We start from the raw sequence: 17,105 nt of genomic DNA, 5'->3' as shown, positions 1-17,105 counted from the left end.
TGAGTGTTTTTTATTCTAAACGATGAGTTTTTGCTACTCTTCTCACCCGATATCACCATTCATCAGGCTTTATTAGGAGGAAAAATGAGTTCGATTAGAAGTTATAAAGGCATTCATCCCCAAATAGGCGAACGCGTCTATATCGATTCAACCTCAGTCATTGTCGGTGATATTCGAATAGGTGATGATTCGAGTATTTGGCCATTGGTTGCGGCTCGTGGCGATGTCAACCATATCCACATTGGTGCTCGCACCAACATTCAAGATGGCAGCGTGCTGCACGTGACCCATAAAAACGCAGAAAATCCTCACGGCTATCCTTTGCTAATAGGTAATGACGTGACCATTGGCCACAAAGTGATGCTGCACGGCTGCGACATTCACGACCGTGTATTGGTTGGTATGGGTGCGATTGTTTTAGATGCTGTCGTGGTTGAATCGGACGTGATGATTGGTGCGGGTAGTCTAGTACCGCCAGGAAAAAGATTAGAAAGCGGCTATCTTTATGTCGGTAGCCCAGTAAAACAAGCTCGCCCTCTATCAGAGAAAGAACGAGCTTTTTTACTAAAGTCAGCGGACAACTATGTCCAAAACAAGAATGACTATTTAACTGAAGTAAAAGACCTTCATGAAAGATAAACTAGTCGATAATGATATGGCCTTCTTCGTTGAAGGCTTCATCTTCTATTAACTCTTCTGCTATTTCTTCCAGATCAAATCGGTAATCAATAAAAACAGCGATCACCGCTTGCTCAGTATCGAGCTCTAAGCCCGATAATTTTTCTAGCTTATGTTTCGCCACAAAACACTCTATTAGTGCACCCGATTGTTGCGCGGCGAAGTTCACTGATTGTGACGCTTCATCCCAAGATTGCATGTCTGGAAATAAGATGGCTTGATTCATCGCTTATAGCCCCTCAAGATTTTTTCTTAACTCGCGCAAGATTTGTTTAGACCCGGGACGCAACCCTCGCCATAGCATGAAACTTTCGGCAGCTTGCCCAACCAACATACCCAACCCGTCATAGGCATGAGCAGCGCCGTGTTGCTTAGCCCATTGATTGAAGGTGGTATCGCCCTTGCCATACATCATGTCATAGCTAGTACTGTTGGCGGCAAATATAGATGAAGAGAGGGCAGGTAACTCACCACTCAATGAGGCAGACGTAGAGTTGATAATAACATCGTACTCTTCCGTCACTGTATTCATCTCTATTGCGGTAACAGATCCATAGGCAGCAAACAACACAGCCAGTTCTTCGGCTTTAGAGAAAGTACGATTCGTAATGGTGAGAGAGGTTGGTTTCTGGTCGAGTAGTGGTTTAAGCACGCCACGAGCGGCACCACCAGCGCCTATCACTAGAATACGTGCACCTGCTAACACAACTTGGTGCTGCAACAAGTCTTGCACAAGGCCAGCGCCATCAGTGTTGTCACCAATGATATCGCCATCATCCAGTTTTTTTAGTGTGTTCACCGCACCAGCCAATTGGGCTCGCTCCGTTAAACGACTCGCAAACTGATACGCCTCTTCCTTAAAAGGTAAAGTCACATTGCACCCTTTTCCCCCTTCAGCAAAAAACGCTTTCACAGCCTCAACAAACCCCTCTTTTGGCGCGGTTTCTGCGGTGTAGATTAAAGGCTGGTTGGTTTGGCGAGCAAACAAGGTGTGAATAAATGGCGATTTACTGTGTTCAATAGGGTTACCAAACACGGCATAACGATCGATTTGTTGAGTCATTTCCTTACCTTTGTTGTTCTTACCGAGCTATTTCGCTCTTGCTTAGCTATAGCGAAAACAGGGCCATCTGATTAGCGATGACCCTATCACTATCTATCTATATAGAAAAGAGCAATAGAAGAGGAGATTCCTTGCTTACCATTCTCTCGGTTTTAAGTAATGCTGGTAAAGGCTTGCTTCTGGCGAATCAGCCTGTGGTTCATAGCTGTATTCCCAGCGAGCCAGTGGCGGCATCGACATCAAAATCGACTCCGTACGCCCCCCACTTTGTAAGCCAAACAAAGTCCCGCGATCATACACTAGGTTAAACTCAACATAGCGGCCACGGCGATACAACTGGAATTCGCGTTCACGCTCGCCATATTCTGTGACTTTACGACGCTCAACAATGGGTAAGTAAGCATCGCAATACCCTTCACCAACGGCTTTGATGTAGTCAAAGCACTTATCAAACTCCCACTGATTGAGGTCATCAAAAAACAGGCCGCCGATGCCTCGAGTTTCACCGCGGTGAGGCAAATAAAAATAGTCATCACACCAAGCTTTATGCTGCGCATACACATCAGCACCAAAAGGCGCGCACACTTCCTTGGCGGTGTTGTGCCAAAATTGGCAATCCTCTTCAAACGGATAGAAGGGAGTTAAGTCAAACCCACCACCAAACCACCAGATCGGTGTTTCCCCCTCTTTTTCAGCGATGAAGAAACGCACGTTTGCATGCGATGTGGGAACGTAAGGATTGTGAGGATGCATGACGAGCGAAACGCCCATGGCTTCGAATCGGCGCCCAGCCAATTCTGGACGATGCGCCGTTGCAGAAGCTGGCATTGCATTACCCTGCACATGGGAGAAGTTAACCCCCCCTTGCTCAAACACGTTGCCATCACGCATAACACGCGTTCGGCCACCGCCACCCAATCGATCTCCTGGCTCTCGATGCCAAGCGTCTTCTATAAATGTTGCTTTGCCATCTTCTTGTTCAAGTCGTTGACAAATTTGATCTTGTAACTGCATCAAGTAAAGCTTGACGGCTTCTTTATCTATTGTGGACATCTAAACTACCTTTTGAAGCTGAGCAGGGTTATCCCTGTCTTAATAATTGTTCTGTACGAGCATCGCGGATTTCACTAGGTCGATGGCGCTCACCAATCTCACCAAACAAAATGACAGAGATCTGGCTGCCCAATTGGTCTTGAACCTGCTCAACGGTTTTACACTCCGCTTGGCCTGACAAATTCGCACTGGTAGAGGTTAGCGGCTTTCCATACTCACTGCACAACTTTTGCACCAAAGGATGATCACTCACACGAACCGCAACGGTCTGGCGATAGCCCGTGACGAGCGCCGACGCCCGAGCACTTGCAGGCATGACCCATGTATAAGGACCTGGCCAAGTGGCGAAAACTCGCTGAAGTTGCTCCGCTGATAAGCTTGTTACATCGAGATACGGTTGGAGCTGTTGAAAATCAGCAGCGATCAAAATCAAGCCTTTGTCACTGGGCCGCTGTTTAATCGTCAAAAGACGCTCAATGGCCACCTCATTATCAGGATCGCAACCGAAACCAAACACGCCCTCTGTCGGGTAAGCCACCACTTGACCTTGCTTTAACGCCTTCACGACTTGTTGTAAATTACTCACCACTTCTTCTCTCTAGACACTCAACCTATTACAAATAAGCCAATAACCAGCCGAATGCCAGCGAAAAACGCGCATGGTGGTTTTCACTCAAACGCAAACGTTTGCTTGAGGTAAAAAACCTCGTATAATGCGCACAAAATTGATCAGCTCACCCAATTATGCAGCTTGAAGGAGTTTGAGATGAAAGTCGGTATCATCATGGGTTCTAAATCAGATTGGCCAACCATGAAACTGGCAGCAGAAATGCTGGACAGATTTGGCGTGGAATACGAAACCAAAGTGGTTTCAGCACATCGAACTCCTCATCTCCTCGCTGAATATGCCTCAACCGCCAAAGAGCGTGGGTTGAAAGTGATTATTGCCGGTGCAGGTGGCGCGGCGCATTTGCCGGGCATGGCAGCGGCATTTACCAGCTTGCCCGTTTTGGGCGTACCCGTGCAATCACGCGCTTTATCAGGGCTCGACTCTCTCTACTCTATTGTGCAAATGCCAAAAGGCATCGCAGTAGGTACATTGGCAATTGGTGAAGCCGGTGCCGCGAACGCGGGTCTTCTCGCTGCGCAAATCCTTGGAACTCACGACGAAAATATCATGGCTAAAGTTGAAGCCTTCCGCAGTGAGCAAACTGAAAGCGTCCTCGCTAACCCAAATCCTGCAGAGGACTAAATCATGCACGTATTGGTTCTAGGTGCAGGGCAATTGGCACGCATGATGTCGTTAGCCGGTGCGCCTTTGAATATTCAGATTTCTGCCTACGATGTGACAACGGGTGATGTCGTTCACCCTTTGACATTGCATCTCCTTGGTCACGGCTTGGAGCAAGCGATTGAACACGTTGATGTGATCACAGCAGAGTTTGAACACATTCCTCATGACGTATTGGCGATCTGCCAAGCGAGTGGCAAGTTTCTTCCAAGCAGTGAGGCGATTAAGGCTGGTGGTGATCGTCGTTTGGAAAAAGCCTTGCTTGACCATGCGGGCGTACGCAATGCCAATTACTACGTCATTGAAACGCGTGAAGACTTCAATAAAGCGATTAAACACGTTGGGATACCTATGGTGTTGAAAAGCGCATTAGGTGGCTATGATGGTAAAGGGCAATGGCGCTTGAAAGATGCCGCACAAATTGAAACCCTTTGGCAAGAAATGGCAGCTTGTATCGCTGCTACGCCAACTCAAGCGATTGTCGCTGAAGAATTTGTTCCATTTCAACGTGAAGTTTCATTGATTGGCGCTCGTGGTAAAGAAGGTCAAATCGAAGTCTACCCACTGGCAGAAAACATTCACGTTAATGGCGTGTTAAGCCTTTCAACGGCAATTGACTCACCGGACCTACAAGAGCAAGCCAAACACATGTTTACTGCTGTCGCTGAAACATTGAACTACGTTGGTGTGTTGGCGCTTGAATTTTTCGATGTCGACGGACAATTGCTGGTCAATGAAATTGCACCTCGAGTTCATAACTCCGGCCATTGGACGCAACAAGGAGCAGAAACTTGCCAGTTTGAAAATCATTTGCGTGCCGTTTGTGGCTTACCACTTGGGAGCACTAAGCTGGTTCGTGAAACCTCAATGATCAACATCCTTGGTGAAGATACTCTGCCCGCAAGCGTGATGGCGATGGATGGTTGCCATATTCATTGGTATGGTAAAGAGAAACGCGCCGGCCGAAAAATGGGCCACATTAACGTGTGTGGCGATTACAGCGGCGAGCTGCAGCGCCGTCTTTGTGCTCTCGCCAATGTGTTGGATGAAAAAGCCTTCCCCGCGGTGCATGAGTTTGCAAAAAAGTGGCAAGCGTAGCAAAGCTTGTACTTATGCATAAAAGAGTAAAAGGGTCGCCATGTGCGACCCTTTTCAATGTGAACTCAACGCGATTGAGTATGCTGGCATTTGCGGTTTGCGCATTGTAACTTCACACCACTGGCGAGTTTCTTCTCGACCAACAAGGGAAAACCGCATGTTTCACAATGCCCTTTGACTGGCGGTAAGTTCACCGCAAACTTACACTTCGGATAGTTATCACAGGCATAGAAGGTTTTACCAAAGCGGGTTTTACGCTCAACTAAGTGTCCTTTGCCACACTCAGGGCAAGCAAACAACGCTTTGGAATTCTGCTCAGGTTCAGGCTGATTGATTGGTTCAATGTGATGGCAGTGTGGGTAATGGCTGCAACCGACAAACATACCGTAACGCCCTTGACGAAGCACCAACTCGTTGCCACATTCAGGGCAAGCAACCCCCAATTCTTTGACGATATGGCCATCATTTTGATGAAGGGGCTTGACGTAATCGCACTGTGGGTACTGATTACAACCCAAAAACGCACCATGCTTACCGTGTTTTAACACCAACTCTCCACCACATTGCGGACAAGGCGTATGCTCAAGCGCGTGCTCGTGAGCGGAAAACAAAGTGCGATCAATTTTACTACTCATAGCTACCGTATTCGCGGAACAGTTTAATGAAGAATGCCTTGCTCTTTGGTGTATAACAGCTCTTCCATTAGCGTGTAGGCGTTCTCGTTGCCGGGAACATTGAATAGCACCATCAAAATAATCCACTTGAGATCTTCAAGCTCGAACTCGTTGGTTTCCAACCCCATCACTCGATCGATAACCATTTCACGAGTCTCAGTGGTTAACACATTGATCTGTTCTAGAAACAGCAAAAAGCCGCGACATTCTAGATCCAATCGTTGCATCTCTTTAGGTGTGTACACTCGTGTTGAAGAGATCGCACTGCAACGCGAAATAGCAGAGTGATCATCACTTTTTTGTAATGCTGCCAGCTCTTCTAACCAAAGAAGGGCTTTGTAGATATCTTGCTGGTGAAATCCCGCTCGAAGCAACTCGTCTTCAAGCTCATCTTGATCCACTTGTAAATCTGCATCGCTATGGATGTAGGTTTCAAATAGATACATAAGTATATCCATCATCATAGCTAGCCCCTCCCCCTTCGAATATAGCCACCGTTAACTGCAACAACATGCCCTGAAAGCTCAAGCTCTAAGAGCTGCATCATGACTTCTTGCACAGGTATATTGGTCCTGTTTGCTAGAATATCAACTGGTGTAGCCTCATTACCTACGTTAGCTAACAGCTGAGGAAATGGCAATTGTTCTTCCGTATTAGAGGAAGAAAATAAATCCGCTTGTTGGTTTGTCGACCAGTCGAGCAAGGTTTGCACTTCACTCAGCACATCTTCAACCCCAGTGACCAAACACGCTCCGCTTTTTATCAGCAAGTTTCCGCCGCGTGCATTGGTAATATGGAGAGAGTTAGGCAAAGCAAAGACTTCTCGGCCTTGCTCAGCGGCATAACGGGCGGTAATCAAAGAACCGCTTTTCTCTGCCGCTTCGACCACTAAAACCCCCAGAGACAAGCCACTAATGATTCGATTTCGACGAGGAAAGTGTTCGGCTTTGGCTTTCGTATTGGGACGAAACTCCGAAACCAGCGCACCTTGCTGACCAATTCTCGCGGCAAGGCCTTTGTGGCGAGCGGGATAAATATGTTGAAAGCCCGAACCAAGAACGGCAACGGTTTCGCCTCCCGCCGTCAGCGCACCATCATGGGCATGGCCATCAATCCCAAGCGCTAAACCACTGGTCACCACCAACCCATGCTGTACCAGTTGAGCCGCAAAGTCGCGGGCATGTTGCAACCCTTGCATGGTCGCATGACGACTCCCCACCAGCGCAATTTGTGGCTTGGTTAAACAATGAGGATCACCTTGTACAAACAGTTGGCAAGGCGGTGAAGCCGTTTCCTTAAGCAGCGGCGGATATAGGCCATCATGAAGGGTAAGAATATGATGCTGGGAGGAGAGCTGCTGCCATTGAAGGGCGGCTTCAGCGTCTTGCTGAGCACTACTTCGCAAGGTGATTATTTGCTGGGACGACAGCCCCAGCGACAGTAGCTGCTCTTGGGAATAACGCAGAATATTGAGCGGGGAATCAATACTGAGTAACTTGGTTAGCTTCTTAACTCCAATATTGGGCGTAAAACTGAGTGCTAACCAAGCATGCAGTTCATCTTGACTCATCAAGGCGTTTGCGCCGTGACTGATTCGTCAACTTGCACTGGCGCCACGACCAAAATGTCACGGCTGATCGGTTGAGTACTGCGGGTGATCAACGCCAAGCTGAAGTATTCGTAAGGACGAATGATCATCAACTCACCAATGCGACTTTTCGGCAAGGATATCTCATCGGAAGAACCACTTTTCTCGTAGCTGAATTGGCTGTCACTGCTACGATAAACGTTGTTTGAGGCTTTATAGAGTTCGAAAATATGCCCTTGGCGTAAATTGTCCACTTTCCCTTTGTCCAAAATCACCACTTGGCTTGGTGCACTGTAATCGATGCCATCAATACTGCCCAATATCTTGGCGTCAACATCTTGAGGGGCAGGCGCAGGATAAAAGGTCGTAGACAGTTCTTCGACGAGGTTTTCAGATTGAGGCAATGCAATGTCGTTGATCAATACTTCTTGTCGCTGACTGGTCACTTCAATACCGGAATAGTCTTGTGCCGATTCTTTAAGCTCACCTTGTGCAACCACACGTAGCGCGATCATGTTGGCATCGGGATCTCCTCGTTCAAACTCTTGCACTTGACGATAAATCGCCCAATGGGTTTCCGTTTGTTTGCCGCTGATGAAAATACGCTCGTCTTTGGCAAGGTATTTTCGTCCATCGCTGGTTCCCATCACACGCGCGACACTGCTGAGCTTCTCTTTACTCAGTAGTCGGTCAGATTGCAGATAAGGCAGAACCAACCCTTCATCCACTGTTGGAACCGCTTTTTTCTCGGTGATTCGAGCTTTCGGGCTCAATGTCACCACCGGTTTTAAACTCAACATCGGCTGACCGTTTTTCCAAACTAACGAGAGCTTATCGCCAGGGTAGATTAAGTGAGGGTTATCAATATCAGGGTTGATTTGCCACAAACGCGGCCACAACCAAGGGCTATCCAAATAGAGCGCTGAGATATCCCAAAGGGTATCTCCTTTTACGACGACATAAGTTTGAGGTGCATCAGGCTTAATATTCAGTGGAGCTGGCGACTCTTGAGCTGCCACACTCACACTAAACAACAAGGGTAGTAACACGCGTGAAGCGGCTTGCAGCACTGAGTTCATGCCTTAACTCCTAGATGGATTAGCGAAGCGACAAATGGGAAATTGCTGCTAGGATGCTGTCATTTAGGCTATAAAATGTCTAGAATTGAGCCAACAAGGTTTGTGCTGTTTCGGCACAGTTCAACATTTCGAGTGCATATGTCTGTATTACAAGTATTAACATTCCCGGATGATCGTCTTCGTACAGTAGCCAAACCGGTTGAAAAGGTGACACCAGAGATCCAAAAAATCGTCGACGACATGATAGAAACCATGTACGACGAAGAAGGCATTGGTCTGGCGGCAACGCAAGTCGATATTCATCAACGCATCGTTGTGATTGATATTTCTGAGAGCCGTAACGAGCCGATGGTGTTAATCAATCCTGAAATTTTAGAAAAGCGTGGCGAAGATGGCATTGAAGAGGGCTGTCTATCGGTCCCAGGTGCCCGCGCACTCGTGCCACGCGCCGCTGAAGTCACGGTTAAAGCGTTAGATCGTGATGGAAACGAGTTCACCCTCGAAGCCGATGATTTACTGGCTATCTGTATTCAACACGAGTTGGATCACCTGCAAGGTAAGCTGTTTGTCGATTACCTATCACCGCTAAAGCGCAAACGTATCCAAGACAAGCTAGCCAAAATCAAACGCTTTAACAAGAAACAGCGCTAAATCGCGCTGATACCATAAGAAGGAAGGTACCTTGAGCAAGCCTTTACGTATTGTATTTGCAGGTACTCCGGACTTCGCCGCCCAACATTTGGCGGCGTTGTTGTCTTCGGAGCATGAAGTCATTGCAGTTTACACCCAACCTGATCGCCCAGCCGGTCGCGGGAAAAAACTCACGGCAAGCCCTGTCAAAACCATTGCTTTGGAACACAACATTCCGGTTTACCAACCAGAAAACTTTAAGTCTGACGAAGCCAAGCAAGCCCTCGCGGATCTCAATGCTGACATCATGGTCGTGGTCGCTTATGGCTTGTTATTACCACAAGCGGTGTTAGATACACCGAAATTGGGTTGTATCAACGTGCACGGTTCGATTCTGCCTCGCTGGCGCGGTGCTGCGCCAATTCAGCGCTCTATTTGGGCGGGTGATGCTGAAACGGGCGTGACCATCATGCAAATGGACATCGGCCTAGATACCGGTGACATGCTGAAAATTGCCACGCTACCGATCGACGCAAGCGATACCAGCGCCACCATGTACGATAAATTGGCCAAACTTGGCCCGGTGGCACTGGTTGAGTGTTTAGCCGATATCGCCACTGGCAAAGCCATCGCAATTAAGCAAGATGACGAGCGAGCAAACTACGCCAAGAAACTCAGCAAGGAAGAAGCACGCATCAGTTGGCAAGACGATGCAGAGCACATCGAACGTTGTGTTCGTGCTTTCAATCCATGGCCAATGAGCCATTTCGAAGTGGCGGAAAACAGCATTAAAGTGTGGCAAAGCCGCGTCGAAGCCAGCAGTCATGACGCACCCGCGGGGACCATCCTCAAAGCGGATAAAAGCGGCATTTATGTCGCCACTGGCCATGGCTGCCTAGTGTTGGAACAGATCCAAATTCCAGGCAAAAAAGCAATGCCAGTACAAGATGTTCTCAACGCTCGCGCCGCTTGGTTTGAAGTTGGTAGTGTACTGAGTTAACCTGCCAAGCAATCGGGCATTTTTGCCCAGTTTAAGAACTTTACGAGGGCAGAGACGCCCTCTTTAACTTTAAGGTACTCATCATGAATGTTCGCGCTGCGGCTGCAAACGTCTTGTATCAAGTTGTCGACCGAGGCAACTCTCTATCGACCGCCCTTCCTGAAGCTCAACAATCCATTCGCCCTCGCGACCACGCCTTGCTGCAAGAGATCTGCTATGGCGCGTTACGTTACCTACCTCGTCTAGAGAGCATTGCCGGTAAGTTGATGGATAAGCCTCTCAAAGGTAAACAACGTGTTTTTCATCACCTCATTTTGGTTGGCTTATACCAGTTAGGTCACATGCGCATTCCGGCGCACGCGGCGGTTGGTGAAACGGTGGAAGGCGCACAAGCGCTGAAAGGGCCTCGCTTACGCGGCTTGATTAATGCGGTTTTGCGCAACTATCAGCGTGAACAACAAGCATTGGATGAGTTTTCTGTCAGCCACAATGCCGGCAAATACGTTCACCCAAGTTGGCTACTGAAAATCCTGCAAGATGCTTACCCTGAGCAATGGCAGACGATTGTTGAAGCCAACAATAACAAAGCGCCGATGTGGCTACGCGTGAATCACGCTCATCATGATCGCGACGAATATCTGCAACTGCTCAAAAATGCAAACATTGATAGCACTCTGCACAGTGAAGCGATGGACGCCATAAAATTGGCCGCCCCTTGTGATGTACACAGCTTGCCAGGGTTTGAGCAAGGTTGGGTTTCTGTGCAAGATGCCGCCGCACAGCTGTCGTTTAACTATCTACAACCTAAAGATGGCGAACTGATCCTCGATTGCTGCGCGGCACCTGGTGGTAAAACCGCGCACATTTTAGAACGAGTCTCTGCTCATGAAGTCGTGGCACTGGACTGCGATGAACAACGCTTGAAAAGAGTGACGGAAAACCTGAAACGCCTCAATCTTCAAGCAAAAGTGATTTGCGGTGATGCACGCAATCCTGAACAATGGTGGCAAGGCGAGCAATTTGACCGTATTTTGCTCGATGCACCTTGCTCTGCAACCGGGGTGATTCGTCGTCACCCTGACATAAAATGGCTACGCCGAGCAGAAGACATTGCGGCTCTCGCTGAGCTACAAAGCGAAATTTTTGATGCCATGTGGGCACAACTTAAGCCCGGCGGTACCTTGGTTTACGCTACTTGTTCTATCACCCCAATGGAAAACGTGGAACAAGTGAAAGCGTTCCTCGCAAGAACACCAGAAGCACAACTGATTGGCTCTGAACGCGAGAATCCAGGCCGTCAGATTCTTCCAGGGGAAGAAGATATGGATGGCTTCTACTATGCCGTGCTGGTTAAGCAAGCATAAGCAAACTGGCGATTGAATCTCTTCAATCGCCTTTTTCGAATTACGAGAACAGAGTATGAAAATCATTATTCTTGGCGCAGGTCAGGTTGGCGGCACGCTGGCAGAAAATCTGGTTGGCGAAAATAACGATATCACTATTGTCGATAAAAATGGCGATCGCCTCAGAGAGCTGCAGGACAAATATGACTTGCGAGTGGTGAATGGCCATGCCAGTCACCCAGACGTGCTACACGAAGCAGGCGCACAAGATGCCGACATGCTGGTGGCCGTAACCAATACTGATGAAACCAACATGGCAGCCTGTCAGGTCGCCTTTACTCTGTTTAACACCCCAAACCGAATTGCTCGTATTCGCTCACCACAATACTTAATGCAAAAAGAAGCGTTGTTTAAATCCGGCGCGATTCCTGTCGATCATTTGATTGCCCCCGAGGAGCTGGTGACCAGCTACATTGAACGTTTGATTCAATACCCTGGTGCATTGCAAGTGGTGAGCTTTGCGGAAGAAAAAGTCAGCCTCGTAGCCGTAAAAGCTTACTATGGAGGCCCGTTGGTGGGTAACGCACTTTCTGCCTTGCGCGAACACATGCCTCACATTGATACCCGTGTTGCCGCAATTTTCCGCCAAGGCCGTCCGATTCGTCCTCAAGGCACCACCATCATTGAAGCCGATGATGAAGTCTTTTTCGTTGCCGCCAGCAACCACATTCGCTCGGTGATGAGTGAGTTACAACGACTGGAAAAACCTTATCGCCGCATCATGATCGTCGGCGGTGGTAACATCGGCGCCAGCTTAGCCAAGCGTTTAGAACAAACCTATAGCGTAAAGCTGATTGAGCGCAACCTACAGCGAGCAGAAAAGCTGTCAGAAGAACTAGAAAACACCATCGTGTTTTGTGGTGATGCCGCCGATCAAGAGCTACTGACGGAAGAAAACATCGACCAAGTCGACGTCTTTATCGCCCTGACCAACGAGGACGAAACCAACATCATGTCGGCGATGTTGGCCAAACGCATGGGTGCTAAAAAAGTGATGGTGCTGATCCAGCGTGGTGCTTACGTCGACCTAGTGCAAGGCGGCGTGATTGATGTGGCCATTTCACCTCAACAAGCGACCATTTCAGCGCTGTTGACCCACGTTCGTCGTGCCGACATCGTTAACGTCTCCTCTCTACGCCGTGGCGCTGCTGAAGCAATTGAAGCGGTGGCACACGGCGATGAAAGCAACTCGAAAGTGGTGGGACGCGCCGTTGGCGACATCAAACTGCCACCGGGTACCACCATTGGTGCGATTGTGCGTGGCGAAGAAGTGCTCATCGCCCATGACCGCACCGTGATTGAACAAGATGATCACGTGGTGATGTTCTTGGTCGATAAGAAATACGTGCCAGACGTCGAAGCTCTGTTCCAGCCGAGCCCATTCTTCCTCTAGGATTTTCCTATGGTGAACTTTCGTCCCGTACTGTTTGTGATTGGGCTAGTGCTTTCCAAGCTCGCCCTTTTCATGTACGTCCCTACCCTTGTGGCCTTTTTTACCGGCACAGGCGGCTTTCTTGATTTCGGCCAAGCGGTGTTGATCACCCATTTTGCCGCGTTTATCTGCTTGAGCATTGGCCGCACCGCACACTTTAAACTCAGTGTGCGCGATATGTTCCTCATCACCAGTTTGGTGTGGACCATCGCCAGCGCGTTTGCCGCGCTACCGTTTATGTTCATCAACCACATCAGCTTTACTGACGCCTACTTTGAAACCATGTCTGGCATCACCACCACCGGTTCCACCGTGCTGAGTGGTTTGGATAACATGGCTCCGAGTATTTTGCTGTGGCGTTCGATCTTGCAATGGCTTGGAGGAATTGGCTTTATTGTGATGGCCGTTGCGGTGTTGCCGATGCTAAACGTCGGCGGGATGAAACTGTTCCAAACGGAATCTTCTGATTGGTCAGACAAAAGCAGCCCAAGAGCCAAAACCGTGGCGAAAAACATTGTGGTGGTGTACCTAGTACTCACCGGGCTCTGTTTGATTGGTTACCTGCTGACCGGCATGGACTTGTTTGATGCCATCAACCATTCCTTCACTACGCTTTCAACGGGCGGCTACTCCACCTCTGACGGTTCCATGAACCATTTTTCTAACGGCGCACACTGGGTCGCCACCTTATTTATGTTCTTGGGTGGTTTGCCATTTTTGTTGTTTGTTTCTGCGATGCGCAAGCGCCGCCTTGATGCTTTGATCAAAGACGCTCAAGTACGCGGTTTTACCTACCTGTTTTTAGGCACCAGCTTGGTCATTTCAGCTTGGTTGGTGATTCGTGACGGTTACACCATTGCCGATGCACTGCGCGTGGCGATGTTTAACATTGTTTCTGTGGTGACGACGACGGGCTTCGGCCTAGAAGATTTCACCGCTTGGGGCGCACTCCCTACGACCTTATTTGCGTTCTTGATGATGGCTGGCGCGTGTTCAGGCTCCACTTCTGGCGGTATTAAGATCTTCCGCTTCCAGATCGCCATGACACTGCTGAATAAACAGATCATGAAACTGATTCACCCATCAGGCATTTTTGTCCAACGCTACAATCAACGACCAGTGAATGATGATATTGTGCGCTCTGTGGTGGCGTTTGGTTTAATGTTCTTCATTACCATCATCGCCATTGCGGGCGGCTTAAGCGCGATGGGGCTTGATCCCGTCACCAGTATTTCTGGCTCAATTACCGCGGTGGCCAACGTCGGCCCAGGCATGGGCAGCATCATTGGGCCAACGGGTAACTTTGCCCCGCTGCCTGATGCCGCTAAGTGGCTACTCAGTTTCGGCATGTTGATGGGACGTTTAGAAATTCTCACCTTATTGGTGCTGTTTTTTCCTGCTTTCTGGCGCCGTTAGGTGTTGTTGAAGCGGCAATTTCTACAGCCCCAAAACAAAGAACCCGGTTTAAACCGGGTTCACATAAAGATAAATCGCGAGGAAGTGACAAACACAACCAGCCAATACAAAACAGTGCCAAATGGCATGATTGTAGGGGATCTTCTTGGCTACATAGAAAATAACCCCAAGCGAATAAATCAATCCACCCGCGGCGAGCAACGTCAAGCCTCCAATGTCTAATGAGATCGCCAGTTGATAGATCACAATCAGTGACAACCAACCCATCAACAGATAACTCACCAAAGAGAAGCGCTTAAAGCGATAAACAAACGCCACTTTCATAATGATGCCCAACAAGGCTATCGACCAAATCACAATCATTAAGCCGATCGCCAAAGGCGTGCGCAAACTCACCAACAGGAACGGGGTATAACTTCCCGCAATGAGCAGATAAATCGCACTGTGGTCAAAGGTTTTGAGCCAACGTTTCGCCTTAGGATGAGGAATGGCATGGTAAAGCGTCGAGGCCAAAAACAGCACAATGATGCTCGACCCGTAAATCGCCATGCTGGCAATGGTCAGCCCGTCGGCATGGTGCTCCGTGGCTTTCACCAACAGCATCACCAAGCCAACAATACCAAAAATCATGCCTAACCCGTGTGTGACTGCATTCGCCACTTCTTCACGCACACTATATTGACTGACTGACATAGCAAATACACTGAAACCTCTAATGGAATAGTTGCTCTAGTATGTCACACTTAGCTTACACGTGTAAGCTAAAAAGGTTAAATTTTGGTTATTTGATGTCTGCTTAAAATGAGGGCGTCTTTTTCTCTTTACCATCATCATGTTAGTGAATGCTAGGTCGTTTCTTCTAAATAACCCAGCACTGTCTCTCCCGCCTGTTTTGCCGATAAGTTCAGTGGTAACACCAACTCACGCTGTAGTTTTCCTAACCCCAACAAGCTGGCCAGCATGCCTCTTCCCCCTTCACGATGGCGATCAATTTCAAACCACAACTTCAGCTCATTTGGGGAACGATAAGCCACCACTTCCAGCTCACGCCAACGACCATGAAATGGCCCTGTGGTTGGAACAAACTCGAACTCTTGCACAAAGGGCAGTTCAAAGCCTTTGACTTCCTCACACTCCACTTGACGAATACGCAGCCCTTGCTCTTCCAAAGCGGTAAAAATGCCGTCCATCATAGGATCAGGCCGTACGGTGAGAATGTCTTTGTCTGTTGGGTCAAGCGCCAAAGCGATATCCAAACCGGTTTCCAACCACACTTTGGCATCACCAATAGTAATCGGGGTGTTGAACGGAATGTCTAACGCGACATCAAACACCCGCTCTTCACTCGGTTTGATGACAAACGCGTATGGCAGACTCCAGCTGGCCAGTACATGACTTTGTGGCACACGGCGAGTTTGCTGCCCTTGAGAGCTGCTGCCGCGATCTTCTTTCACTTCCGCAATGTAACGACAACACAGCTTCAAATGAATATTGTCGATCTCTTGCTCGCTCGAACCGCCATAAACATGCACCTTAATATTGGCCGCTTGACCAGGGTAAAGCACTTCTTGCTGTAAGATGGAATCGACTTTCGCGCTTCCAATACCAAAACTGGCGAGGGTTTTCTTCAAAAATGACATACGCACCTCCTGCTGCTGTTCTGATAGTACTGATAATGTCTGATTGAGTACTACTATCTAGCTCACATCTCATCGGATATTTATCAATACTGTAACGTTTTGCAGACATTTTTTTATCGCTGCCACTGCTCAACTATCGATCGATCACCATAACGGTGCTACTCTATGTTCGATATGCATGCATATCATTATTCCTGCACTTTTATTTGGATTGGCGAAAGCCAGAAAGAGCCAACCTTCACTCAACTGAAGCTCAACTCATAAAAATGTAGGCCATTACATTGGCAATGGATATGCCTGACAGTTAGGTAACTTAATGCGCCCAACAACAGTCAGGTTCTCGCACACCAATCGCAGTGCGATGCGTCGTCGTAGCGGCTTTGCCGCAGCTCCGACAAGCAAAAAAACGGCTTCAGGTATGACCTTGGTCGAGAAAAATGCACTTATGCCGCAGACTCCGGCTAAAGTCGTTCAAGCCGCTTAATTAAAAAGCGCAGCCACCGCTGCGCTTTTTTCTTTCTCTCCACTCGGTTTGTTATTTTGCTTCGCCAAGCAATTTGATACCTTTACGCCAAAGACCTATAAAATTTGTGGAGAAAGAAATGAAGTGTCACCGTATTGAAGAGCTACTTGAGTTGCTTGAGCCTGAATGGCAAAAAGACCAAGAGATGAACTTACTGCAGTTTATCGTCAAGCTAGCGGGCGAAGCGGGTTATCACGGCAAGCTAGAAGAGCTGACTGACGATGTGCTGATCTACCACCTAAAAATGCGTAACAGTGCGAAAGATGAAATGATTCCAGGCCTGAAAAAAGACCAAGAAGATGATTTCAAAACAGCGATTCTACGCGCACGCGGTATCATTAAATAAGTTAACAACTCACTCACTAAGCGACCTTCTGGTCGCTTTTTTATTTTCTGCCACTGTTCAGCGAAAAATTGCGTTAATTGTCCTGCTTTTTGTTGTTAAAGGTTGATAGCCTTAAAGAAATACAAATGTTATTGATTGTATAATCGTCGTCCATCAGTTTTTACTAAAATATTAGCAAAGCCTGATTGTGT

At 48.2% G+C, this 17,105-nt stretch carries 20 protein-coding genes; 10 read left to right on the top strand and 10 right to left on the bottom strand.

The window, feature by feature from the left end:
• Positions 1-84: 84 nt before the first annotated feature.
• Positions 85-639: a gamma carbonic anhydrase family protein gene (locus LZU85_RS18645; RefSeq protein WP_039554999.1), complete on the top strand. Its 555-nt coding sequence runs from the start codon at positions 85-87 to the stop codon at positions 637-639.
• A gap of 1 nt (position 640) precedes the next feature.
• Here LZU85_RS18645 and LZU85_RS18640 read toward each other — a convergent pair whose 3' ends face one another.
• The 4 genes from LZU85_RS18640 to tsaC form a co-directional block, all read right to left on the bottom strand.
• Positions 641-904 carry a DUF1488 family protein gene (locus LZU85_RS18640; RefSeq protein WP_176299477.1) on the bottom strand — a complete coding sequence of 88 codons (264 nt, stop codon included), beginning with the start codon at positions 902-904 and terminating at the stop codon, positions 641-643.
• Positions 905-907: 3 nt separating this feature from the next.
• On the bottom strand, positions 908-1,741 hold the full coding sequence (gene aroE, locus LZU85_RS18635; protein ID WP_237288094.1) for a shikimate dehydrogenase: 834 nt from the start codon (positions 1,739-1,741) through the stop codon (positions 908-910).
• 135 nt (positions 1,742-1,876) lie between these two features.
• Positions 1,877-2,794 carry an oxygen-dependent coproporphyrinogen oxidase gene (hemF, locus tag LZU85_RS18630; RefSeq protein WP_225465218.1) on the bottom strand — a complete coding sequence of 306 codons (918 nt, stop codon included), beginning with the start codon at positions 2,792-2,794 and terminating at the stop codon, positions 1,877-1,879.
• Between the two features lie 28 nt (positions 2,795-2,822).
• The gene (tsaC, locus tag LZU85_RS18625; RefSeq protein WP_237288092.1) at positions 2,823-3,380 is read right to left on the bottom strand and encodes an L-threonylcarbamoyladenylate synthase type 1 TsaC; all 558 of its coding nucleotides are present in this window, start codon (positions 3,378-3,380) and stop codon (positions 2,823-2,825) included.
• 180 nt (positions 3,381-3,560) lie between these two features.
• Between tsaC and purE the strand changes: the two genes are divergently transcribed.
• Positions 3,561-4,046: a 5-(carboxyamino)imidazole ribonucleotide mutase gene (gene purE, locus LZU85_RS18620; RefSeq protein ID WP_011079087.1), complete on the top strand. Its 486-nt coding sequence runs from the start codon at positions 3,561-3,563 to the stop codon at positions 4,044-4,046.
• Between the two features lie 3 nt (positions 4,047-4,049).
• Positions 4,050-5,183, top strand: a complete 1,134-nt coding sequence (locus tag LZU85_RS18615; RefSeq protein ID WP_237288090.1) for a 5-(carboxyamino)imidazole ribonucleotide synthase — start codon at positions 4,050-4,052, stop codon at positions 5,181-5,183.
• Positions 5,184-5,248: 65 nt separating this feature from the next.
• Here LZU85_RS18615 and LZU85_RS18610 read toward each other — a convergent pair whose 3' ends face one another.
• From LZU85_RS18610 to LZU85_RS18595, 4 genes are read right to left on the bottom strand one after another with little or no spacing between them, the layout of a single operon-like run.
• Positions 5,249-5,818 carry a DNA topoisomerase family protein gene (locus tag LZU85_RS18610; RefSeq protein WP_061059020.1) on the bottom strand — a complete coding sequence of 190 codons (570 nt, stop codon included), beginning with the start codon at positions 5,816-5,818 and terminating at the stop codon, positions 5,249-5,251.
• Positions 5,819-5,841: 23 nt separating this feature from the next.
• Entirely contained in the window at positions 5,842-6,321 is a 480-nt protein-coding gene (locus LZU85_RS18605) for a DUF494 family protein (protein ID WP_026050366.1), read from the bottom strand.
• Positions 6,322-6,323: 2 nt separating this feature from the next.
• Positions 6,324-7,427 (bottom strand): DNA-processing protein DprA, encoded by a 1,104-nt coding sequence (gene dprA / locus LZU85_RS18600; RefSeq protein ID WP_061059019.1) that lies wholly within the window; start codon positions 7,425-7,427, stop codon positions 6,324-6,326.
• Positions 7,427-8,524 carry a LysM peptidoglycan-binding domain-containing protein gene (locus tag LZU85_RS18595; protein ID WP_237288089.1) on the bottom strand — a complete coding sequence of 366 codons (1,098 nt, stop codon included), beginning with the start codon at positions 8,522-8,524 and terminating at the stop codon, positions 7,427-7,429. Before LZU85_RS18595 ends, dprA begins: the two co-directional genes overlap by 1 nt.
• 138 nt (positions 8,525-8,662) lie before the next feature.
• Between LZU85_RS18595 and def the strand changes: the two genes are divergently transcribed.
• From def to LZU85_RS18570, 5 genes are all read left to right on the top strand, one after another.
• The gene (def, locus tag LZU85_RS18590; protein ID WP_237288088.1) at positions 8,663-9,175 is read left to right on the top strand and encodes a peptide deformylase; all 513 of its coding nucleotides are present in this window, start codon (positions 8,663-8,665) and stop codon (positions 9,173-9,175) included.
• Between the two features lie 31 nt (positions 9,176-9,206).
• Complete coding sequence (fmt, locus tag LZU85_RS18585) at positions 9,207-10,154, top strand: methionyl-tRNA formyltransferase (protein ID WP_176299484.1); 948 nt, start codon at positions 9,207-9,209, stop codon at positions 10,152-10,154.
• An 83-nt stretch (positions 10,155-10,237) separates the two neighbouring features.
• Positions 10,238-11,518, top strand: a complete 1,281-nt coding sequence (gene rsmB, locus LZU85_RS18580) for a 16S rRNA (cytosine(967)-C(5))-methyltransferase RsmB (RefSeq protein WP_176299485.1) — start codon at positions 10,238-10,240, stop codon at positions 11,516-11,518.
• Positions 11,519-11,573: 55 nt separating this feature from the next.
• Positions 11,574-12,950 (top strand): Trk system potassium transporter TrkA, encoded by a 1,377-nt coding sequence (gene trkA / locus LZU85_RS18575; RefSeq protein ID WP_017419866.1) that lies wholly within the window; start codon positions 11,574-11,576, stop codon positions 12,948-12,950.
• 9 nt (positions 12,951-12,959) lie between these two features.
• A complete protein-coding gene (locus tag LZU85_RS18570) occupies positions 12,960-14,405 on the top strand; it encodes a TrkH family potassium uptake protein (protein ID WP_237288086.1) in 1,446 nt (481 codons plus the stop codon).
• A gap of 48 nt (positions 14,406-14,453) precedes the next feature.
• Here LZU85_RS18570 and trhA read toward each other — a convergent pair whose 3' ends face one another.
• Both trhA and LZU85_RS18560 read right to left on the bottom strand, forming a co-directional pair.
• Complete coding sequence (gene trhA, locus LZU85_RS18565; protein ID WP_039555023.1) at positions 14,454-15,098, bottom strand: PAQR family membrane homeostasis protein TrhA; 645 nt, start codon at positions 15,096-15,098, stop codon at positions 14,454-14,456.
• A 152-nt stretch (positions 15,099-15,250) separates the two neighbouring features.
• Positions 15,251-16,045, bottom strand: a complete 795-nt coding sequence (locus tag LZU85_RS18560; protein ID WP_045620479.1) for a sporulation protein — start codon at positions 16,043-16,045, stop codon at positions 15,251-15,253.
• Between the two features lie 316 nt (positions 16,046-16,361).
• Here LZU85_RS18560 and LZU85_RS18555 point away from each other — a divergent pair, with 316 nt between their 5' ends.
• Both LZU85_RS18555 and LZU85_RS18550 read left to right on the top strand, forming a co-directional pair.
• Positions 16,362-16,529 carry a hypothetical protein gene (locus LZU85_RS18555; protein ID WP_011079074.1) on the top strand — a complete coding sequence of 56 codons (168 nt, stop codon included), beginning with the start codon at positions 16,362-16,364 and terminating at the stop codon, positions 16,527-16,529.
• Positions 16,530-16,647: 118 nt separating this feature from the next.
• On the top strand, positions 16,648-16,914 hold the full coding sequence (locus tag LZU85_RS18550; RefSeq protein WP_011079073.1) for a YihD family protein: 267 nt from the start codon (positions 16,648-16,650) through the stop codon (positions 16,912-16,914).
• Positions 16,915-17,105: the final 191 nt, after the last annotated feature.

It is taken from the genome of Vibrio floridensis (assembly GCF_021852965.1).
GTDB classification, from domain to species: domain Bacteria; phylum Pseudomonadota; class Gammaproteobacteria; order Enterobacterales; family Vibrionaceae; genus Vibrio; species Vibrio floridensis.
This window is presented reverse-complemented; position numbering and strand designations above follow the sequence as displayed.